This is a genomic window from Lactobacillus melliventris, from assembly GCF_042679465.1.
Lineage (GTDB): Bacteria > Bacillota > Bacilli > Lactobacillales > Lactobacillaceae > Lactobacillus > Lactobacillus melliventris.
The window spans coordinates 1-20,248 of the sequence record NZ_JBHTMT010000011.1 but is presented as its reverse complement, the minus strand read 5'-3'; the positions used below and the strand labels follow the sequence as shown (position 1 = coordinate 20,248).

Sequence of the window (20,248 nt, the reverse complement as noted above, 5' to 3'; positions counted from 1 at the left end):
AAGTTTTTCTAATTTGGATTATAACGTGGAAAATAAAAATGAAAAATAAAGAAATTTCACTGAATACTAAAAAAGATTTTGCTCAAGCGCTAAAAAAATTGCTTAAAAAAGAGCCATTGGATGCAATAACTGTAAAACAATTGTTAACTCTAACTAATAAAAGCAGGCCTACTTTTTACTATCATTTTCAGGATATACCGGATCTTATTAAATGGACGGTTAAAACAGAAATTATAGATCTACTAAATAAATCACAAGGTTACGACAATTGGGATAACGATATTTATAATATTTTCCAATATTTTTATGAAAATCCTTCTTTAGGCAAAGCTTTTTACGAGAACTTGGATATTAAACAATTTGATACTATTTTTAGAAAACCACAAATAAATGTTCTTTTCGGATATATTGATGAAATTATAAGCAAGGAAAACTTACAAGTTAGAAAAGAAGACCGCAATTTTATTGCACATTTTTTTACCGGAGGCTTTACTGAAATTGTTCTTGATTGGCTAGGTAATGGGCAACAAGAGTCACCAAAAGAAATGAAAAAACAGTTTTGTAGAACCCAGAAAAATATTATTGTCCATTCTTTAAAGGTAGCAAGTAAAGATAAAAATAAATACTGAAACCAAACATATAACAATTTATCGAATTTGTTAAACATCTAACAAATTATTGATGTTGTATGTTTTATTTCTTATGCAAGCGCTTAATATGGATAATGTAAGAAATGTTATTTGATAACAAATACGAATAGAGAGGAATGCATATGAAAGTATTTAAGAACAAAGTAGCATTAATTACTGGTGCAGGTCATGGATTTGGACGAGCATTATCATTAGAGGCCGCTCAAAGAGGTATGAAGCTTGCCATTGCTGATATAGATAAGAAAGCACTGAATAAGACAGAAAATGATATTAAAAAAACAGGTGCAAAAGTGATCAGTATTCCAACTGATGTAACCGAAGAAAAAGATATTGATGCTATGGTTAAAAAAACTATGGCTGAATATAGAGAAATTAACTTGCTAATTAATTCGGCCGGTGTTGCAATTCCAGGACCAATTTGGGAACTTCCTACACGTGACTGGGAATGGATCTTACACGCTGATTTGATGAGCCAAGTTTGGGCATTAAAACGAGTAATCCCAATTATGCGCAAGCAAAAAGGACATGGCGACATTTTAAATGTTGCTTCAATGGCTGGGCTTATTACAAGTCCATTAATGCCTGCATATTATGCTACTAAGTTCGCTGTTGTAGGAATGACTGAAGCAGTTGAATATGATTTACAGGCCGAAGAAGCAAATGTTGGTTTACATGTATTTTGTCCAGCATTCGTGCAAACAGATTTATATCATACTGAAGAACATCGTCCTGAAAAATATACTGATAAAAGTGATCCTTATTACTCTAGTGAAATATTTAAGGAAGGTCAAAAGCAAGCTAAGAAAGATATTACTACTGGCATGCCTTTAGACAATGTACCAAAGATTATTTTTAAAGCACTTGAAGATGATAAATTCTATATTCTGACTCATCCAGGTATGAATCCAGCGATTGTTGCAAGAGCCAAAAATATACCTAGTGGTAAAGGACCTGATCTAAAAGCCTTAGCTCCATTTATGGAAGAAACACATGAAATTGAAGAGGGATAGTAATGAAAGACGAGAAAATTATAAATGACAATTTTGAAGACGTGGTATTTAATCGGCAATCTGTAAGAAAATTTGACCCAACAGTAAAAATTTCACATGAAGAATTTGAAAAAATGATTGAGGAGACTGCCAAAGCACCATCAGCATGTAATTTACAGGCCTGGCATTTTGTAATAGTCGATACGCCTGAAGGCAAAGAAAAACTGAAAAGTTACTTTATGAAATTTAATATGCCTCAAGTCGAAACTTGTTCTGCCATGGTTTTATTATTTGGAGATACTGAAGCTTATAAGTCTTATCGCGACTTATGGACAAAAGCATATCATAATGGTCAGATTGATAAAGCAAAATTAGATGAAGTATTTAGTACATTTCTTCCGCTATATGAACATGCAGACTATCAAACTTTAGTAATGGATTCGTCAATCGATTCAGCATTGGCAGCAATGCAATTTATGTTAGTGGCAAGAAGCCATGGCTACGAAAGTAATCCCATCGGTGGTTATGACGTCAAGAAGGCAGCTGAAACTTTTGGACTTGATCCTAAACGTTTTGTACCCGTTATGGCAATTGCAGTCGGTAAAAGACCTAAGGATGAAGAGCCCGAAGTGAAATCTGTTAGATATCCTGTTAAACAGATATATAATTTTGCCTAAACTAAACACATATAAAAACGCAACCTAACAATTAGTTAGGCTGCGTTTCTTAATGGGATATTTGTATTAAAGAGGTATCTACTAATACCAGTGATGTGTTAGCCAGAAATTCTTGGCATTAACCCATGAACCATAACGACCGTAAACATATCTGTCAGCGGTTCTTTCTTGGTTCTTCTTAGAATAATTACCTTTTAGGTAAGCAATGTTTAATTGATATTTGCCATAACAAACACCATTACGTGCGTAATAATTGCCACCCGATTCACGCATTGCAATCCATCTCTTGGCTGCACGTTCTGCTTTTGACATCTTGGCAGCCTGTACTGTTTGCGTACATGAATTATTATTAGTAGTTTCCAAAGCAGTGACGAAACTAAATGATAGCGCCAGTGCTGTAATTAACTTAAGTATTAAACTTTTACTTTTCTTCAATATATTCAATCCCCACAATTAACTGTATTAATTCTATGGATAATAATACACAGTCAATGTGTCATTGTTGTTACAGAAATAACACGCAACTCTTACAAAATTTTTGAAAAATTTAATAATTCTACTAGTTTTGAAAAATTCATATCGTAATAAAGTCAATTATTACTTACCTGAATGTTTTAATGTTATTTTTATTTATGTCTGTTAAAATTGGTAGTAACTATTATTTTAGGAGGTAAATATGGCTGCTAAACATTTTTATGAAACTTTTCACCCTGAACACTATGATTTATTCATAGACATTAATCGGGCACAGAAAACTATTAATGGTACTTCGACAATTACCGGTGAAGCAATTGAGAATACTATTTTAATTAATCAGAAATATATGAAAATTGCTTCAGTAACAAGTGCGGGCAAGGATGTACCGTTTACTGTCAATGACGAAAAAGAAGCAATTGAAATCGAACTGGGTCAGACCGGCAAAGTCACAGTTGAGATTAAGTATTCGGCACCGCTGACTGATTCTATGATGGGAATTTATCCTTCATATTATCAAGTTGATGGTGTGCAAAAACAAATTATCGGTACTCAATTTGAAACTACAGCTGCACGTCAGGCTTTCCCATGTGTTGATGAGCCAGAAGCCAAAGCTACTTTTTCTTTAGCACTTAAGTATGATGAGCATGAAGGTGAAACTACAATTGCCAATATGCCGGAAGTTAAAGTTGAAGACGGCGTGCACTATTTCGCTCAAACCGTTAGAATGTCCAGCTACCTGATTGCCTTTGCCTTTGGTGAATTGCAATCAAAGATTACTGAAACCAAAGACGGCGTTAAAGTTGGTGTTTTTGCGACCAAAGCACATCAAGCTAAGGAATTAGACTTTGCTTTGGATATTGCTAAGCGGGCAATCGAATTTTACGAAGAATTTTATCAAACAAAATATCCGCTACCACATTCTTGGCAATTAGCCTTGCCAGACTTTTCTGCCGGAGCAATGGAAAATTGGGGCTTAGTCACATATCGTGAAGTTGCAATTTTGCTTGACCCAGATAATGCGACTCCGTACCAAAAAGCCTATGTGGCAACCGTTATCACTCACGAATTGGCACACCAATGGTTTGGCGATCTAGTTACCATGAAGTGGTGGGACGACTTATGGCTTAATGAAAGTTTCGCTAACATGATGGAATATGTTTCAGTTGACGCTTTGGAGCCAAGTTGGCATGTTTGGGATAATCTTTACCAAATTTCGGAAGTGCCAGCAGCTTTAAAACGTGATGCCACTGATGGTGTCCAATCCGTTCACGTTGATGTGGAACATCCAGCTGATATTGATTCAATTTTTGATAGTGCAATTGTTTACGCTAAAGGTTCCAGAATGCTGGTTATGGTACGGGCACTTTTAGGTGACGATGCCCTGCGTAAGGGTCTTAAGTATTACTTTGAACAGCACCAATATGGTAACGCTACGGGTGATGACTTATGGGATGCTCTTTCAACTGCTACTGATTTAGATATTGGCAAGATCATGCATACTTGGCTTGACCAACCGGGTTACCCTGTAGTTTCTGCCAAAGTGAATACAGCTGGTCACTTGATTTTGAGCCAAAAGCAATTCTTCATCGGTGAAGGTAAAGAAGTTGGACGTAAGTGGGCTATTCCATTGAATGCGAACTTTAAGGCACCACAAATTATGTCTGAAAGAGAACTGGATCTAGGAGATTACCAAGAGTTGCGCAGTGCTGCCGGTCACGCTTTACGTGTAAATGTAGGCAATAGTTCGCACTTCATTGTTAATTATGATGAAACCTTAATGAATGATATTATGGCTGAATTTGCCCAGTTGAAGCCGGTAGATCAATTACAATTACTGCAAGACTTAGGCCTTTTAGCAGAAAGTAAACAGATTTCATACGCTGAGATTGTCCCATTACTGCCAAAATTCGCGGATTCTAAGTCATATATTGTCATTAGCGCGTTATCTTCCAGTGTTCGCTCATTGCGTAAATTTGTTACTCCGAATTCACCTGCAGAAAAAGATTTAAAGGCATTTGTTAATAATTTGACTCAAAAGCAAGTCGAGCACCTAGGCTGGCAGGCACAAGCTTCCGATACAGATGATGATAAGAGAATTCGTCCATTAGAAATAGCTTTGGCATTGTATGCCGATAATTCTGCTGTGATAAAAGATGGTCACCAAATTTTTACTGAACACAAGCAAAACTTAAACGAAATTGATGCTTCAGTTCGACCATATGTTTTAATGAATGAAGTTAAGAATTATAACGAGTCAGGTTTAGTTGACCGTTTAATTAAAGAATATCAAACTGCAACTGATCCTAACTATAAGGACGATCTTACTGATGGTATTACCGACACCAAGGATACCGTTGAAATCAAGAAGCTTATTGAGAACTTTGAGAATGCTGGTGTTATTAAACCGCAAGATTTGCGTATGTGGTTTGCTAATGTCTTAGCTAATCCAAAAGGCGAACAATTGGCTTGGGATTGGCTGCGAGATCAATGGTCCTGGCTGGAGAAGACAGTTGGTGGCGATATGGAATTTACCACTTATATCACTGTTACTTCCAACATTTTCCATACTGAAAAGAGACTGCAAGAATTCAAAGAATTCTTTGAACCAAAGGTTGATCAACCCGGTCTTGGTCGGGAAATTAGAATGGATACTAAGAATATTGAGTCTAAGGTTGACTTGATCAATGCTGAAAAGGATGCTGTCAATCAAGCTGTTAAGGAAACTTTGTAACTAAAATTGTTTAATTTTTAATGTCATATTATAAGTATTAAAAAGAAGCTGATAAATCAATGTGTAGAAACATAATTTATCAGCTTTTTTTATGCTAAGTATTAATATGCAAATTTCTAAAAAGAGCTTTGCAATATGGCGCTGCCAATTTAGAGTAAGTGAAGTGCTCCAGAATAGTTAGATAGGTAATCTAATTACTGGAGCATTTTTTTCTACGGCTTTATACAAAATATATTCTTTACCAGTCGAATTATAATTGATCTTTGTGAAAAATCAGTTTGATTTAAGAAGAGTAAGTTAAAGTTATTGATACTAAAAGAAAAAACAAATTTCATGTATAAATTTATTAATTTTTGTAATTAATTATAAATACTGACTAACAATATTTTCAATTAAATTAATAGTATTGCCATAAAAATAGTTTAGGCTTGTGTTCTCAGAATCGGGCACACCACTGCCACTTTCTACGACGAAGGCAAGGTCGCCAATGTTGGCATAAGTGCTGTGTGGTGTAGCAGTAATGGTAATAATGTCACCGCCATCCTTCTTACAACCTGCAATTTTGATCAAACCATTTTTATTTTCTCCAGATTGTGAGAACGTAATCAAAGTATGAGGCGATTGATCAGATACAATTGAGATTTCAACGCCATCCAAGTCTACACCATAAATTTTTTTAAGTAATAGTTTGCGGTAAGTGTAATTAACTAAAATCTTGCAAAAGCCCTCACCAAATAAATAAGTTCTTTTTTCCAGCTTAATTTTATTGAAGAAATCAGCAACTAATTCAGCGCTTAAATTACAGTGAACAAATGGCAGGTTGGCAAAGGTCTTTAGCGGCTGAGTTTTGTAACGAGAGGAAAGGAAAAAGATAAATTCTTTAAAGTTAGCAAAACCTGCCCGCTTGACTAGTCTGCTGACTGAAGCAGTTGACAGATAATTTTTCTTAGCTATGTAGCGAATGTCTAAACTTTCATTGTTAATGATTGAATCAACAATCGATTCAATCACTTTAATATCTTGATGACGCAAATGATTATTAGGGAACAAACGGTCAATTTGAAAGATTTTGGTCATTTAACACACTACCTTGAAAATATTTTCCCATTTTGAAAACCACACCATAATTCGTGTGTTTTGTTGTTATTGCTCTTTCATTATACTATATTAAATTTGTTCAAAGAAAGCGTTTTAAATAATTTGAAAGGTGTGTGTGAATGAAGCAAGTTGTTATTAATGCCGATGATTTTGGCTATTCACTGGCCGTAAATCGAGGAGTTATTAAAGCGTATAAAGATGGGATGGTTTCTTCTACAACTCTTATGGCAAATATGCCAGGATGTATAGAAGCAATCAAGTTAGCAAATGAAAACAAAGACTTAGGAGTTGGCTGTCACCTTAACATCACAACGGGTAAACCCATGACGGATGCCAAAACACTGGTTGATGAGAATGGCGAATTTTACCATTTGGCCGGCTATAAAGAGCATCGCAATGAAATGGATCCTAAAGAAATTTACCATGAGTGGTGCGCGCAAGTTGATTTCTTGTTAAGTAAGGGAGTAAAGCTAACTCATTTAGATAGTCACCATCATGTTCATTCTTTTTCTGAGAACTTGACTCTTACCCAGCGCATTTCTGATAAGTATCAGTTACCGGTTAGAAATTGTTACGGTATTGAAAATCAAGTTAAGTTGTCTTATCAAAGAGGAATTGTTGGTTTTGATGATCTGATGAATTACGCGCATATTCGCAGTTTGGATAAATCTTATCATGCGGATCAAGAACAATGTTTAACAGAAATACAAGCTGTTCTTGACCGTCTGCAGGATAACCAAATAACTGAGTTTATGGTCCACCCTGCATTTGTAGATGAAACACTTTACTTCAATTCTTCATTTAATGTGCCGCGAATCAAAGAAGTAACAATTCTCTGTGATTCGGCTTTTAAAAAGAAGTTGCAGGAAAATCAAGTAGAAGTAATTCCTTATCCCAAATCTTAAATAAAAAATGTAATGTAAGGAGGCAAAATTATGAAGGGCAAGTTTATGAAGTCCGCGAATGTTTTTTCACGGGCAATAATTCAACCCGTTATGTTTATGGCCGTAACTGGTATTATCTTATCAGTTTGTGCCATTTTAAAGCTAGACTTAATGCCGACCATTTTAAAAGATACTGGTAATTTTATTTACAATATCCTGTCAAGTGGTATGATTGGGCAATTAAGTTGTATTTTCTGTGTAGGTATCGCTACAGCTTTGGCTAAACCTAAATATAAAACTGATGCCGCAATTTTAGGTATCGTTACTTATTTAATCTTTTTGTTCGCCAATAATTCATGGCTGCAATTAACCCACCGTTTGGCTAAGCCAAATTCTCAGGGACTCTTTGGTACTGGGCAAAACATGGTTTTCGGTATCCAAGTCACTGATATGGGAGTTTTCCTCGGAATTATTTTAGGAATCCTAGTGGGCTGGATGGTAAATAAATGGGGGAATATTAAGCTCCATAAATATTTATCACCATATGCAGGAACAAAATCCGTTTACATTATTTTAGTATTTGTCACAATTCTGTTCGCAATTGCGATTACTTATGTTTGGCCAGCAGTTAACTGGGTCATTGAAAACATTGTTAAGGTAATGTCAACTACGGGCTCCATTGGGTTCTTCTTCTATGGCTTTTTAAACCGTATGCTTTTACCTGTTGGACTGCACCACTTCTTATGGATGCCTTTGTTCTACACTCCACTTGGTGGTACTGCCAGGATTGCCGGCAAGCTATACACTGGTGCGTTTAATATTTGGTTAGCTGAGTTAGGTAACCCAAGTCATATTACTGCAATGCACCAATCTATTGGTTATCTGTCTAATTTTGGTTCAATTTCGTTACCTATCGGTATTGCTTTTGCTTTCTGGAAGATGTCAGAACCAAAGAATAGGCAAAAAGTTGCGGCTATTTTAATTCCAACTGTTACTACTGCCTTTTTAGCAGGTGTTACTGAGCCTTTGGAATTTATGTTCCTGTTCTTATCACCATTACTATGGCTAGCTCACTCAGTTGTTTACGGAATTAGTCTATTTTTGACAAATATAGTTGGTATCGATATTCAGTTTGATACCGGTATTAATATGATTATTAATAGTTTTGCCTTTCCGGCAAGGCTAGGACACCAGTATCTCATCCCAATAATGTTTGTCGTCACCGGTTTACTTGAATACTTTGTCTTCGTCTTTATGATCAAACGCTTCAACATTCCAACTATTGGACGTGCTAACGCGGACGAGACACTCCTTAATGGTGCAGAAAGTGAAGATGAATCTGTCGAGCAGGCAGAAGAAAAACTTGCTCAAACTGACAGTGCTACAGAATCTGCAGACACTGCAAAATTTGATAATCAAACTAAAAATATTGTAGCTGGTCTAGGTGGTCCAGAAAACATCGATGAAATGATTAATTGTTATACTCGACTTCGCGTTGACGTTAAAGATACAAACAAATTAGATATGGATCTGTTAAAACACAAGACAGGTACTAAAGGCGTAATGCAAGATGGTAATAATATCCAAATAGTATTTGGAGTTGATGTAGAAAGTATTCATGATAAAGTTGATGAATATCTTGATTATCTGAAAAAACACCCATCAGAAAGTGGAAAGTAATTTAGGAGGATTATTGAAATGGCAAATAAATTTGTAATCATTGGTGGCGGATCAACCCAATCACCAAGTATCTTGGAGGTTTTACGTCAACGTTCTGCTGACTTAGATATGAACCAGCTAGTTCTTTATGATATTGATGAAGAAAGAGTGTCTCTTTTAGGGCAGTACACCAAAATGTATTATAAAGAAACAGGTTCACCGGTTCATGTTTCTTACACGACTAACTTGGAAGAAGCTCTACAAGATGCAAACTTTTTATTCATGCAAATTCGTCCAGGTCTGAACAAGCAACGGGCTATTGATGAAAAAATTTGTATTCGCAATGGCGTTATTGGTCAGGAAACTTGTGGACTTGGCGGCTTTTCCTTTGCAATGAGGGTAATACCAGATATTATCGCTATTATTAAGAAGGTTAAGCAAATTTGTCCTGATGCATGGATTTTAAATTACACTAACCCAGAAGCAATTTTGTCAGAGGCAATTTACCGCGAATTTCCTGAAGCAAAGGTAATTTGTATCTGTGACATGCCAATTTCAATTGAAGGTGCAATTGCACAATACTTCCATAAAGATTTAAAAGATATTACCTTCAAATATTTTGGCATGAACCACTTCGGCTGGTGGACATCAATGATTGATGAGAACGGTCAGGACTTATTGCCACAACTGCGTGAGGACGTCCAGTCTGGCAAGATTGATACCCTTGCTCAATGGAATGACGAAACTCTTGATGACCAGTATTGGATTGATACATACAAGCGCATGATTACCATTTTCAAGCGTTTTCCTGAATATTTCCCTAACTGCTACTTGCAGTACTATTTGATGCCTGATGTAATGATGGCTGAATCTGATGTTAACTTCACACGTGGTGACTGGGTAATGCAGGGACGTGAAAAGAGAATCTTCACAGAATGTCGGCGCGTTTTAAAAGCCGGCACAGCTAAAGGCTCTTCACTTAATTCTGGTGTTCACGGCAACTACATCGTTGATATTGCTAACGCAATTATCCATAATACCCGCGAACGTTTCACCGTTAACCAAAAGAACAATGGTGCCATATCTAATTTTGATCCAGATGCCGTAGTGGAAGTTCCAGCATATATTGGCAGCATGGGTGCAGAAACCATTAGTATTGGTAAGATCCCAACTTTTCATAAAGGACTAATGGAACTGCAAAAAGCTTACGAAAAACGGACAGTTGACGCAGCGTTATCTGGCTCATATCAAGTTGCCTTAGAAGCAGTTGTCCTTAATAAGACCATACCAGATTACCATGTAGGTAAAAAGGTTTTGGATGAGTTATATGAGGCTAATAAACAATATTGGCCGGAATTGCATTAAAAATATCACTACTAAAGATATCACTACTAAAAAGATTAGCCTTAACTATAGTTATTGCTAGTCTTTTTTGTGAGCAATAAATTTTATAGAAAAAAGACTAACTTTGAAGTAAAAGTTAGTCTTTTAGCATACTATTTGACTTATTTGATTAAGATTTAGTCATATACAATAACCGGCTCGTGTTTACTTACATTGTGCCAGACCTGCTTAATTTCTCTGGGCTTAATATTAACACAGCCGTGTGAGCCACCTCTTAAATAGGCTTTTTTACTCCAGTCACCGCGCCAGCCAGCGTCGTGAAAACCGCAACCGGTTAAAGTAAACGGCATCCAGTAACTAACAGGTGAAGCGTATTTAGAGCCATCGTTGTTGCGTCCACGCAGTACCGCATGGCGTTGCTTATAGTGAATATACCAGACTCCTTGAGGCGTACGGTTATTCTTATTACCATCCTTTGTTCCAGTAACAACATCGTTAAGGTGAACAACCATCTTGCCTTTGCGCACAATCCACATTTCCTGCTTTTGCAGAGAAACTACAATATAGTCATCACCTATGCCATGATTATTTAAGCCGTAGCCTAAACCATAAGTGCTGTAGCCAAGACCATAAATATAATTTTTGCCGTCCAGATTTTTAGTTCCATTCAAAAATGCTTGTTCAACAGCTGCTTGTGCTCTTTTGACATGCACGCCCCAGCCATAGCTTTGGTTTTTAACACTAATTTTCTTTCCTGCAACTTTATTGCCTTTTGGAACCGCGAAACTATAGCTTTGATGAATTGTTGAAACATCCTGGTCAATTTTATTAAGCTTTGCCGTTAAGTTTTCGCTGTTAAGAAAAGTGTACTTGCCTTTTCTATAAATTGCCTGGTTAATTAATTTTTGTGCTTTGAGTTTATAAACTTTGCCTGCAACATGGTAATTAACTACGGCGTGACTCATCGTTTGCATTTTTTTGTTAGCGGCATCCAGATCAGTATTGCGGTATTCGTAGCTTTGCTTATTGGGCATAGTTGTATGTTGCTTTTTAAAATAAGCGGCAACTTCCTGCTTCTTAATAGTTTTGCTGCTAGGATCATATTCAAGTGCAACTTTACCATTTTCCAGTGAAACCATATTATTCGCTTTCCGATTGATTTTGGCAGTTGCTTTATTAATTGTTAAGTTTCCAACTTCTACGCCATAAATGTTAACATTAGGGTTAAAATGATTTGTAGCGAATGCTTTAGCCTGCTTTTGCGCTTCGACGTGATTGTTATATAACACCACGCCAAATACAACTGCTAAAATCAGAACTATTCCGATAATAATTAAAAGCAAGTTATTGCGGTTATTGTATTTTTTTAAATTTCTTTTTGATTGCATAGTTCTACCACCGTTGGAATTTTCAAAAAATAATTGCGGTTACAGTTTACCATCTATTGCGGCCCTAGTAAAATGCAAGATATAAGAATGTTTTTGGGAGGGATTGCTCAATGGAAAATGACCCATTAGTGTTTGATGTTAACATAGCTAAAGAAAAGCCTAATTCTTATCGTAAAGTAAAAAATAATTCTGGCTGTCCCTTTTGTGATGTGGCGGGTTTGACCCATATCTTAAAAAAACAGGGCGGGATGATTTGGCTTGATAATAAATACCATACGTTACATGATACAGTTCAGACTGTTTTGATTGAGTCCAATAAGCATCAAGGTGATATTACCACTTATTCGCTTGCGTATAATCGTTCTTTGATGCGTTTTTCATTATCATGCTTTAAGCAGATGAATGATTCACACAAGTACAGATCGGTTTTATGGTATAAAAATTATGGCGAAAATTCTGGTGGCTCTCTTGCACACCCCCACATGCAAATAGTGGGTCTGGAAAAGATGGATGGTTATAAATACATTCAACCCAATAATTTTGAAGGCATAAGTCTTTTTAATAAAGATGGGGTTGAGGTTAATGTGAGCACGCATCCAATTCAGGGCTACATTGAACTTGATTTTAATCTTCTTGATGAAAACAGTATTGATGAATGGTCCGACTGGATTCAAAGCGGAGCAAAGTATATGCTAAAAGTTTTATCAAAGGGGCGTAATAACTCCTATAACTTGTTTTTCTATCCGCGCTTTGATCGGGGCATTAGTGCTAAATTAATCTTACGTTATACGGCATCACCATATTTTGTCGGTTATAAGCTATCGCAGGTAGACAACCGGGAGAAACTGCTCACTGAAGCCGAAAACTTTAAGCGCTTTTTTGAGTCTGGGTCAGTTTTAGAGAAAGGATTTAAAATATAGCTTTTACTGAATTAATTATTATTAAAACTAATACTTAGCAGAGATAATATTTGCGACAAATAATTCTAAGCAATATAATAGCAAGGTGTTTTTTTAAGGAGGACTTAGATGCGTAGAAAAGAAACTAAGAACCTGGCTATTACTGCTATATTTGTCGCAATCTTTTTATTGCAAACTCTCATACCCAATATTGGTTACATTCGCATACTACCAACTTTGCCTGCTGTAACGACTATTCCGTTAACTGTTGCCATATATTCTTTGCTTATGGGGCCAATTGCTGGGACTTTCTTTGGCATTTTCTGGGGCATTGCCCGCATGGTGCAGGCGTATACTCAGCCTGGCGATATTGTCAGCCTGATGCTTTTCCAGAACTTTGTGATTGCCGTTGTTCCCAGTGTCCTTGCCGGCTTTTTTCCAGGGATGATTGGAAAATTTACAGCTGAAAAGAAAAGTAGTGTTAAAGAAATAAGCTATACGATTGCAGGCGCAGTGACTTCTTTAACTAACACGGTTTTTGTAATTCTATTAACCAGTCTAGTTTTCATGGGCAACTCTGCCAAACTGCTAGGCCATTTGGGCAGTTTTAGTCAAGGTACACCTTTAATTACTGCATTAATAATTGCTTTAGGTTTGAACGGCCTGGTTGAGGCAGTATTTACTGCAATTGTGACACCAATTATTGTGACGCCACTCAACAAGGTGCTGCGCAGAGTGGGCTAAGAGAATAGAAGTGTTTTTAAGAAAAACTTAATATTCTTAATTGACCGTTAAAAATAAGGAAAAAGTATTCAGATAAGTCTTTCAATTTCTGAAAGGCTTATTTTTTTATTGACATTCTTGCTTTCTTACATTAGTGTATTAGATAAATAGTACAGAAGTATTACAACGAGGACTTTGCAATGACTGAAATTTTACGAGTAGATCAAGTTACTAAAACATACGGCAAGCGGGGCGAAAAGCAGTATCAGGCTTTAAAGGGAGTTAATTTTGCGGTCAATTCAGGCGAATTTGTAGCGATTATGGGTGCTTCTGGTTCTGGTAAAACGACGTTGCTCAATATCTTGTCGACTTTAGACAAGCCAACTTCAGGCAACGTTTTTATTAATCACCAAGACAACAGTACTTTAAATGCTAATCAGCTGGCTGATTTTAGAAGTCGACAAATTGGCTTTATTTTTCAAGACTTCAATCTCTTAGAGAATTTAACTAATCGTGAAAACATCGCTTTACCTTTAAGCTTACAGGGTATTTCTCCCAGAAAAATTGATCCCTTAGTTGATAAAATTGCAACTAGGCTAGGAATTAAAGAGATATTGGCTAAATATCCTGCTGAGGTCTCAGGTGGGCAAAAGCAAAGGGTAGCAGCTGCCAGAGCCTTAGTGCATGAACCGGCAATTCTGCTGGCGGATGAGCCGACGGGAGCCTTGGATTCTAAGAGCGCGCGTGAATTGCTTTTTACTATGGCAGATTTGAATCAAAACGACGGTATCACCACTCTCATGGTTACCCACGACCCGTTTGCCGCCAGCTTTGCCAGTCGCATTTTATTTATTAAAGACGGCCAAATTGGTGAACAAATGTTGAAAAACGGGCAGTCGAGGCAGGAATTTTATCATCTGTTAATTGATCACTTAGATACTGCTGAATAAGGAGAACAAAAATGATTTGGAAGTTGTCCTTAACGGGAATCAAGAGTCGCTTTAAAGATTACGCGGTTTTGTTTTCCGGCTTGGTTGTTGCCAGCATGATTTTTTACATGTTCCTCACAATCACTATTAATCCCACCTTTATTAAAAATGATATTGCAGCACCAAGTAATTATGTCCGTTTCACCTTTGGTTTTGGTATTGTCTTGTTGGTCATCATCACTGCGGTTTACCTGGTTTATGCCAACTCTTTTTTACTGAGCATGCGCAAACATGATTACGGCATGTACATGATGCTCGGAGCTAAGAGTACTAAAATCGGGACACTAATTTTTCTGGAAACTCTGATAACCGGTATTTTGGCCACAATAGTGGGTATTCTGCTGGGTTTTGGTCTAACAGCCATTGTATCGCAGCTGCTGATATCTCGTTTAGGCTTGACGGTAAAACATTTTGCAGTTATTTTACCCAATGCCATTATCTGGACGATTATCTTCTTCATTTTCATCTTCTTATTTGGCGCTTTGAAAAATGTCCGTAAATTAACCAAGACACCGATAATTGAATTATTGCGTGATGACCAAAAGCCGGTTGCCTACAAGCGCCAGCCGGTCTTGCACTGGATTCAAGGAATACTGGGGCTGGTGCTCTTAGCTGCAGGCTACTTTATTCTGGGTCTGCCGGGTAACGCTATTTTGTTTATTATTCCAGCAGCGCTAGTGACCATAGTTGCCGGTTCATACTTCACATTTAATGCTTTTTTCAGTGCCTTAATTGGGTTCTTGCTCAACCGCAGAAGCTATTCTTATCAGGGCATTCGGGTATTTACTTTGGGGCAGTTGAAGTTTCGGCTGCATGATTATACGCGGATTTTGACAGTTGTTTCACTGCTGTTTGCCTTAGCGCTTGGTGCTATTACTGTGGGACTTAATTTTGGCACGCTCAGTGAGCAGCTTAAAGGCAATTTTTACTATGACACCACTATTATCAGTGATTCCCCAAAGGTAGCGCAGGCTAAAAGCAAACTGACGATTACTCGTCAGCAAACTTATCATTATAAGGAACAGGGCAAGTATTTATACTTTAACCGCAGTGAATTTAATAATAATCCAGTTAAAAACGTCAAGTTTTACATGAAAAATGGTCAGCCTGCTTATAAGACGATCAACTTGCCTACTAAAAAATTGGATGTCCCAGCTACATACGCTAATAATGCCTTTGGCGCTATGATTCCTAATGGTATCGCTAAAATTATTCGCTTGGTTTCACCTGAAAAGTGGGCACAGAAAAAAGGGCAGAATAAATTTGTCAGTTTCGTAAATGTAAAAAACTTCGATCAAGATTACCCCACCATTTTAAAATTGCAAAAACAACAGTTAAAAGAAAATGCTGCTTATGAGTATATATATACTTCGAGCAAGGCCGGCAGTTACCAGTTAATTAAGAATTTCAGCAGCGGGTTTGAATTTATGGGCTTCTTTTTAGGGATCGCCTTTCTAACCATGCTGGCTTCGACCTTAATGTTTAAGGTCTTAAGTGGTGCAGCCAGTGACAAAGTGCGCTACCAAATGTTATTTGAAATTGGTACAAGTGTGAAAGTGTTGCGCCAATCTATCAGAAATGAGATTGGAGTTCTGTTTCTTCTGCCCGGTGTATTAGGCGTAATCGACGTGCTCTTTGGCTTAAGATTATTTAAATTGCTCCTACCGCACCCCTACCAGAACTTGTGGATTCCCTTTTCGATTTTTATCGTGCTTTATCTGATTTATTACTTATTAACGGTGAAATTATATGAAAAAATCGTGCTTGCACATGAATAAAATTGGGGCGGTAATTAATACAAGTTTGTTTTTAGTAAAAGAAAAGGAGCAGTAATGATTTGGAAACTGTCCGTGACGGGTATTAAGAATAGGCTGAAAGACTATCTGGTGTTGTTTTCAGGCTTGATTGTTGCCAGCATGATTTTCTACATGTTTTTGTCAATTGCTACTAACCCTGTATTTATTAGTAAAGATGTCTACGGTAGAACAGCATACCTGACGTATATTTTTACCTTTGGCATTATTTTGTTAGTAATCATTACATCCGTCTACCTAATTTATGCCAATTCATTTTTGTTAAGTATGCGTAAGCATGACTATGGCATGTATATGATGCTCGGGGCCAAAAGCACGCGGATTGGCTTACTAATTTTTTCTGAAACTCTGCTAACTGGTTTATTGGCTGTTTTGCTTGGAATAACACTGGGTCTGGGGTTGACCACAATAGTTACCAAGGTGCTGGTAGGCAAACTAGGGCTGGAAATTACTCACTATAAGGCAATATTGCCGAGTGCCATAATAGGAACATTGCTTTTCTTTGTTATTATCTTTCTCTTAGGTGCACTGGGCAATATGCGCAAACTTACACATACTCCGGTAATTGATCTTTTACACGAAGATCAAACCCCCATTAATCTTAGTCATCATCCAGTTTTACGGGGAATTGAAGCAATTTGCGGTGTACTTTTGCTAGCGGTCGGTTACTATGTAATGACTTTACCTACTAACTATATTTATCTTCTTATTCCCACCGCGTTAGTAACAATTATTGTCGGTTCTTTCTTTGTCTTTAATGGCGTCTTCACGGCTATTATTAATTATTTACTTAATAAAAAATCTTTTTCATATCGTGGCATTAATGAATTTACTCTGGGCCAATTAAAATTTCGCTTGCAAAGTTACACCAAGGTATTAACTATGATTTCAATTCTGTTTGCCTTGGCTTTAGGTGCAATTACCGTGGGACTTAATTTTGGCTCCATGAAGGATGAAGCGCAAAAAGGGATTTATTATGATGCTACAATTATCAGTCAGACGCCAACAGTTAAAAAAGCAGAAGCCAAGTTAACTATTACTAATAAGCAAACATATCATTACAAAGAAAAGGGGATGCACCTCTACTTTAACCGCGCGGAATTTAACAAGCAGCCGTTGAAAGAAATGGCAGTTTATTTTCATGACAATCAAGACAATTCCCCCACTTATAAAGTAAAAACGCTGGCTACTGCTAAACTGGATAAACCGCAAACAACGGAAAACAGTATTTTTAGCCAAATGGTGCCAAATGGTCTTCCTAAGAAGATACATCTAGTTTCACCAAAAAGGTGGCTGAGTATTGATGGTCAGGAAAAATTTGTCAGTTATATTAATGTGAAAGACTTTGTCCACGATTTTCCGGTGATCAATCAAATTCAAAAGCAGCAATTGAGGGAAAATCGTGACTACAAAGATACTTACCTTAATTCAAAGCCATACTATTATAGTAATGTGCTCGGCTTTACCAGTGCGTTTGAATTTATGGGCTTTTTCTTAGGAATAGCATTTCTGACCATGCTGGCTTCGACGTTAATGTTTAAAGTCTTAAGTGGTGCTGCCAGTGACAAGGTGCGCTACCAGATGCTACATGAAATTGGTGCTAGACCACGATTATTGCGCAGTTCAATCAGAAAAGAAATTGGTACTTTGTTCACCATGCCTGGAATTTTAGGCATAATAGATGTCCTTTGTGGCTTACAACTGTTTAAAACATTGCTGAAGGCACCTTACCATAATATTTGGATTCCATTCACAATTTTTATTGTTCTCTATTTAGGATACTATTTGTTAACAGTTACTCTATATGAAAAAATTGTGCTGAAAACTGAATAATTTTAAAGTGAGGTATCAAAGCTGGACTAATATATTTTAATAATTATTTTGTTAAGGCTTGACGCCATTCAATCGGCGCCAAGCCTTTTAGTCTGCTCTTGATTCTTTTATTGATGTAATACCTAATGCAATCAAGCGAACGGTTGCTATGGCGGATTGAATTTTTGGTTGCTATCGCTTTAGAAAAAAGATTTTTGCAGAGTGATATCCGCTATGATTATACAACTACATCAAAAACACCCAGAGAACTGCTTTACGATGAGTAAACCAACTGAAAAATATTTTTTCTTTGCGGAGTTGCGGCCCAAGCTTTCTTTTAAAAAACAAAAAAGGCTAACCAGTTGGACGGAATTGACACTAACAAAAACCCATTATTCAAAAAATAATGTTTTAAAAATTAATTATTAAAATATGTTCAAGAAAACAGTTAACTCATTTAAAACATGGTAGCACTAACTATAATTAAGTCAAAAGGTGATCTACTTGAAGGAGCTAACCAGAAAGTTTGGTGATCTTGATGCAAAGATTAAAGAATATGCGCATTGGACTGATAGAACTTTGTGCGACCCTCATTATTAGCAGTCTGATGATCATAGCTGGTATTATTTTGGGCTTGGATCTAGCGTCCTTAATTATTAAGTTGTTTAGCGGTTTGATAAAACCGGATATGCCGAATTTTAACGTCATTATTAGTTTTCTGAGGATAAATTCGGGCATGCAAGTCGTTATGTTACTGGCAGCCTTAATAATGTTGGGCGGTATTGTAATAACTTTGAGGTTAACCAGATCCACTTTAAGTAATCTAGCTGAAAAAGAAGATGCACCTGCAATTTTTCAAAAACATTTAGGACTAAGAATAATTGAAATGGTTTTAGGGTTGTTACTAATAGTAACCGGCTATTTTATACTAAATTTGCCTAGTCAAAATCTGTTTAATACTTTATTGGCAGCCTTTGTCACAATTGTGTCAGGTACTTATTTACTTTGCCACTCGTTATTAAGCTTGGTACCTGCAACTTGGTTTAGCAAAATTAAGTTAGCTAAAGGAAAAACGCAGCTGAGACTTCATCATTATGCCAGTGTTTTTACTATCATTTCCATACTCTTTGCCTTGACTATGGGCGCTCTGGCTTTAAGTCATGACTTTAATGCCTTTTCTCAAGATATTAAGAGAGGAACTTATTATGATGGCGTAATTGTCAGCAACACCGCCAATATTAAAAACGATGTGGCGCAACTAAAAATTAAAAAGCAACAAACTTATCATTATAAAGAAACAAAAGGGCACTTTTATTTTGTTCGTAATGAATTGGCAAATAATCCAATTAAGTATGTCAAAAGCACCGGTAGACGCAATTTTCAAGTCAAATCTATTAAGTTAGACCAATTGAATAAAAATTCTCTAGCAGATGACAGTTTTCGTGAACTCGTTCCCAATGGTTTTAAAAATAAAAAAATTGCACTTCGTTCAGCTGCAGAATTAAATAAGATTAAAGGTAAAACTAAATATCTGACTTTGGTGCAGTTAAACAGTTTTGATAGGGATTGGCCATTTCTACTAAAAATTGAACATAAACGGGCTCTAAGTAGTGCCGTCTATAGTCGTCTCTATAGCAACTCTAAGGCGGCTACTTATCAGCTGATATTGGGGATGAGTAAAGAAATGAAGATCTTGGGCTATTCAGTGGCATTTGTATTTGGTGCAAGCCTGATTGCGATCTTGATAATAGTAGTCAAAGCTGCTAAACGAGATCAGAAATTAGTAAATGAGAGGCTGACTAAAAGAACATGGCAGAGCAAAACAGGGCTTTTGTTCTTTATTCCCGCAATATTTGGGGTCTTTGATGTTTTGTTTGGCTTGAGATTTTTCAATCAGGTTTTGCCAACAGCATATTATGAAGTTTGGGTGCCAATAGTGCTAATGTTGCTGGCTTATTTTGCTATTTATCTGATAACAGTTCGGAGATATCACAATGCTGAATTTTTAAAAATTTAGACAATAAAAAAGCGCGCTCCTTGAAGTTAACCCTCTAGATTTGAAGTGCTCCATAATAGTTAGACATTAATCTGACTATTAGGAGCACTTTTTTCAT

Annotated in this window: 17 protein-coding genes; 13 read left to right on the top strand and 4 right to left on the bottom strand. The window is 36.7% G+C overall.

Going from position 1 to position 20,248, the window contains the following annotated elements; all coding sequences use genetic code 11:
* Positions 1-38: 38 nt before the first annotated feature.
* The 3 genes from ACFQ32_RS10050 to ACFQ32_RS10040 all read left to right on the top strand — a co-directional run bounded on the left by ACFQ32_RS10050 (position 39) and on the right by ACFQ32_RS10040 (position 2,316).
* On the top strand, positions 39-629 hold the full coding sequence (locus tag ACFQ32_RS10050; protein WP_046324175.1) for a TetR-like C-terminal domain-containing protein: 591 nt from the start codon (positions 39-41) through the stop codon (positions 627-629).
* A 143-nt stretch (positions 630-772) separates the two neighbouring features.
* Positions 773-1,660, top strand: a complete 888-nt coding sequence (locus ACFQ32_RS10045) for an SDR family NAD(P)-dependent oxidoreductase (RefSeq protein WP_046324176.1) — start codon at positions 773-775, stop codon at positions 1,658-1,660.
* 2 nt (positions 1,661-1,662) lie between these two features.
* On the top strand, positions 1,663-2,316 hold the full coding sequence (locus ACFQ32_RS10040) for a nitroreductase family protein (protein ID WP_046324177.1): 654 nt from the start codon (positions 1,663-1,665) through the stop codon (positions 2,314-2,316).
* Between the two features lie 81 nt (positions 2,317-2,397).
* Here the strand turns inward: ACFQ32_RS10040 and ACFQ32_RS10035 are convergent, their stop codons facing one another.
* Positions 2,398-2,754, bottom strand: a complete 357-nt coding sequence (locus ACFQ32_RS10035) for an aggregation-promoting factor C-terminal-like domain-containing protein (protein WP_046324344.1) — start codon at positions 2,752-2,754, stop codon at positions 2,398-2,400.
* A gap of 238 nt (positions 2,755-2,992) precedes the next feature.
* Here ACFQ32_RS10035 and ACFQ32_RS10030 point away from each other — a divergent pair, with 238 nt between their 5' ends.
* Positions 2,993-5,524 carry a M1 family metallopeptidase gene (locus tag ACFQ32_RS10030; RefSeq protein WP_046324178.1) on the top strand — a complete coding sequence of 844 codons (2,532 nt, stop codon included), beginning with the start codon at positions 2,993-2,995 and terminating at the stop codon, positions 5,522-5,524.
* Positions 5,525-5,887: 363 nt separating this feature from the next.
* Here the strand turns inward: ACFQ32_RS10030 and ACFQ32_RS10025 are convergent, their stop codons facing one another.
* On the bottom strand, positions 5,888-6,601 hold the full coding sequence (locus ACFQ32_RS10025) for a MurR/RpiR family transcriptional regulator (protein ID WP_046324179.1): 714 nt from the start codon (positions 6,599-6,601) through the stop codon (positions 5,888-5,890).
* Between the two features lie 140 nt (positions 6,602-6,741).
* Between ACFQ32_RS10025 and ACFQ32_RS10020 the strand changes: the two genes are divergently transcribed.
* From ACFQ32_RS10020 to ACFQ32_RS10010, 3 genes are read left to right on the top strand one after another with little or no spacing between them, the layout of a single operon-like run.
* The gene (locus ACFQ32_RS10020) at positions 6,742-7,527 is read left to right on the top strand and encodes a carbohydrate deacetylase (RefSeq protein ID WP_046324180.1); all 786 of its coding nucleotides are present in this window, start codon (positions 6,742-6,744) and stop codon (positions 7,525-7,527) included.
* A gap of 30 nt (positions 7,528-7,557) precedes the next feature.
* Positions 7,558-9,186 (top strand): PTS transporter subunit EIIC, encoded by a 1,629-nt coding sequence (locus ACFQ32_RS10015; protein ID WP_046324181.1) that lies wholly within the window; start codon positions 7,558-7,560, stop codon positions 9,184-9,186.
* An 18-nt stretch (positions 9,187-9,204) separates the two neighbouring features.
* On the top strand, positions 9,205-10,530 hold the full coding sequence (locus ACFQ32_RS10010) for a family 4 glycosyl hydrolase (protein WP_046324182.1): 1,326 nt from the start codon (positions 9,205-9,207) through the stop codon (positions 10,528-10,530).
* A 155-nt stretch (positions 10,531-10,685) separates the two neighbouring features.
* Here ACFQ32_RS10010 and ACFQ32_RS10005 read toward each other — a convergent pair whose 3' ends face one another.
* Entirely contained in the window at positions 10,686-11,897 is a 1,212-nt protein-coding gene (locus ACFQ32_RS10005) for a L,D-transpeptidase family protein (protein ID WP_046324183.1), read from the bottom strand.
* A gap of 110 nt (positions 11,898-12,007) precedes the next feature.
* Here ACFQ32_RS10005 and ACFQ32_RS10000 point away from each other — a divergent pair, with 110 nt between their 5' ends.
* The 5 genes from ACFQ32_RS10000 to ACFQ32_RS09980 all read left to right on the top strand — a co-directional run bounded on the left by ACFQ32_RS10000 (position 12,008) and on the right by ACFQ32_RS09980 (position 18,155).
* Positions 12,008-12,817 (top strand): DUF4931 domain-containing protein, encoded by an 810-nt coding sequence (locus ACFQ32_RS10000; protein ID WP_046324184.1) that lies wholly within the window; start codon positions 12,008-12,010, stop codon positions 12,815-12,817.
* 108 nt (positions 12,818-12,925) lie between these two features.
* Positions 12,926-13,540 carry an ECF transporter S component gene (locus ACFQ32_RS09995; RefSeq protein ID WP_046324185.1) on the top strand — a complete coding sequence of 205 codons (615 nt, stop codon included), beginning with the start codon at positions 12,926-12,928 and terminating at the stop codon, positions 13,538-13,540.
* Positions 13,541-13,719: 179 nt separating this feature from the next.
* Positions 13,720-14,469 carry an ABC transporter ATP-binding protein gene (locus ACFQ32_RS09990; RefSeq protein ID WP_046324186.1) on the top strand — a complete coding sequence of 250 codons (750 nt, stop codon included), beginning with the start codon at positions 13,720-13,722 and terminating at the stop codon, positions 14,467-14,469.
* An 11-nt stretch (positions 14,470-14,480) separates the two neighbouring features.
* On the top strand, positions 14,481-16,286 hold the full coding sequence (locus tag ACFQ32_RS09985; protein ID WP_046324187.1) for an FtsX-like permease family protein: 1,806 nt from the start codon (positions 14,481-14,483) through the stop codon (positions 16,284-16,286).
* 54 nt (positions 16,287-16,340) lie between these two features.
* The gene (locus ACFQ32_RS09980; protein WP_046324188.1) at positions 16,341-18,155 is read left to right on the top strand and encodes an FtsX-like permease family protein; all 1,815 of its coding nucleotides are present in this window, start codon (positions 16,341-16,343) and stop codon (positions 18,153-18,155) included.
* A gap of 43 nt (positions 18,156-18,198) precedes the next feature.
* Here the strand turns inward: ACFQ32_RS09980 and ACFQ32_RS09975 are convergent, their stop codons facing one another.
* Positions 18,199-18,282 (bottom strand): IS3 family transposase, encoded by an 84-nt coding sequence (locus ACFQ32_RS09975; RefSeq protein ID WP_366125392.1) that lies wholly within the window; start codon positions 18,280-18,282, stop codon positions 18,199-18,201.
* A gap of 390 nt (positions 18,283-18,672) precedes the next feature.
* Between ACFQ32_RS09975 and ACFQ32_RS09970 the strand changes: the two genes are divergently transcribed.
* Entirely contained in the window at positions 18,673-20,151 is a 1,479-nt protein-coding gene (locus ACFQ32_RS09970; protein ID WP_046324189.1) for a hypothetical protein, read from the top strand.
* The last annotated feature ends 97 nt before the right edge of the window (positions 20,152-20,248 follow it).

Excerpts from the sequence above, each read along its gene's own strand:
- ACFQ32_RS10015 (WP_046324181.1), top strand. The coding sequence starts at position 7,558 with ATGAAGGGCAAGTTTATGAAGTCCGCGAATGTTTTTTCACGGGCAATA.
- ACFQ32_RS10045 (WP_046324176.1), top strand. The coding sequence starts at position 773 with ATGAAAGTATTTAAGAACAAAGTAGCATTAATTACTGGTGCAGGTCAT.
- ACFQ32_RS09995 (WP_046324185.1), top strand. The coding sequence starts at position 12,926 with ATGCGTAGAAAAGAAACTAAGAACCTGGCTATTACTGCTATATTTGTC.
- ACFQ32_RS10030 (WP_046324178.1), top strand. The coding sequence starts at position 2,993 with ATGGCTGCTAAACATTTTTATGAAACTTTTCACCCTGAACACTATGAT.
- ACFQ32_RS09985 (WP_046324187.1), top strand. The coding sequence starts at position 14,481 with ATGATTTGGAAGTTGTCCTTAACGGGAATCAAGAGTCGCTTTAAAGAT.
- ACFQ32_RS10040 (WP_046324177.1), top strand. The coding sequence starts at position 1,663 with ATGAAAGACGAGAAAATTATAAATGACAATTTTGAAGACGTGGTATTT.
- ACFQ32_RS09990 (WP_046324186.1), top strand. The coding sequence starts at position 13,720 with ATGACTGAAATTTTACGAGTAGATCAAGTTACTAAAACATACGGCAAG.
- ACFQ32_RS10020 (WP_046324180.1), top strand. The coding sequence starts at position 6,742 with ATGAAGCAAGTTGTTATTAATGCCGATGATTTTGGCTATTCACTGGCC.
- ACFQ32_RS10000 (WP_046324184.1), top strand. The coding sequence starts at position 12,008 with ATGGAAAATGACCCATTAGTGTTTGATGTTAACATAGCTAAAGAAAAG.
- ACFQ32_RS10025 (WP_046324179.1), bottom strand. The coding sequence starts at position 6,601 with ATGACCAAAATCTTTCAAATTGACCGTTTGTTCCCTAATAATCATTTG.
- ACFQ32_RS09980 (WP_046324188.1), top strand. The coding sequence starts at position 16,341 with ATGATTTGGAAACTGTCCGTGACGGGTATTAAGAATAGGCTGAAAGAC.
- ACFQ32_RS10005 (WP_046324183.1), bottom strand. The coding sequence starts at position 11,897 with ATGCAATCAAAAAGAAATTTAAAAAAATACAATAACCGCAATAACTTG.
- ACFQ32_RS09970 (WP_046324189.1), top strand. The coding sequence starts at position 18,673 with ATGCAAAGATTAAAGAATATGCGCATTGGACTGATAGAACTTTGTGCG.
- ACFQ32_RS10010 (WP_046324182.1), top strand. The coding sequence starts at position 9,205 with ATGGCAAATAAATTTGTAATCATTGGTGGCGGATCAACCCAATCACCA.
- ACFQ32_RS10050 (WP_046324175.1), top strand. The coding sequence starts at position 39 with ATGAAAAATAAAGAAATTTCACTGAATACTAAAAAAGATTTTGCTCAA.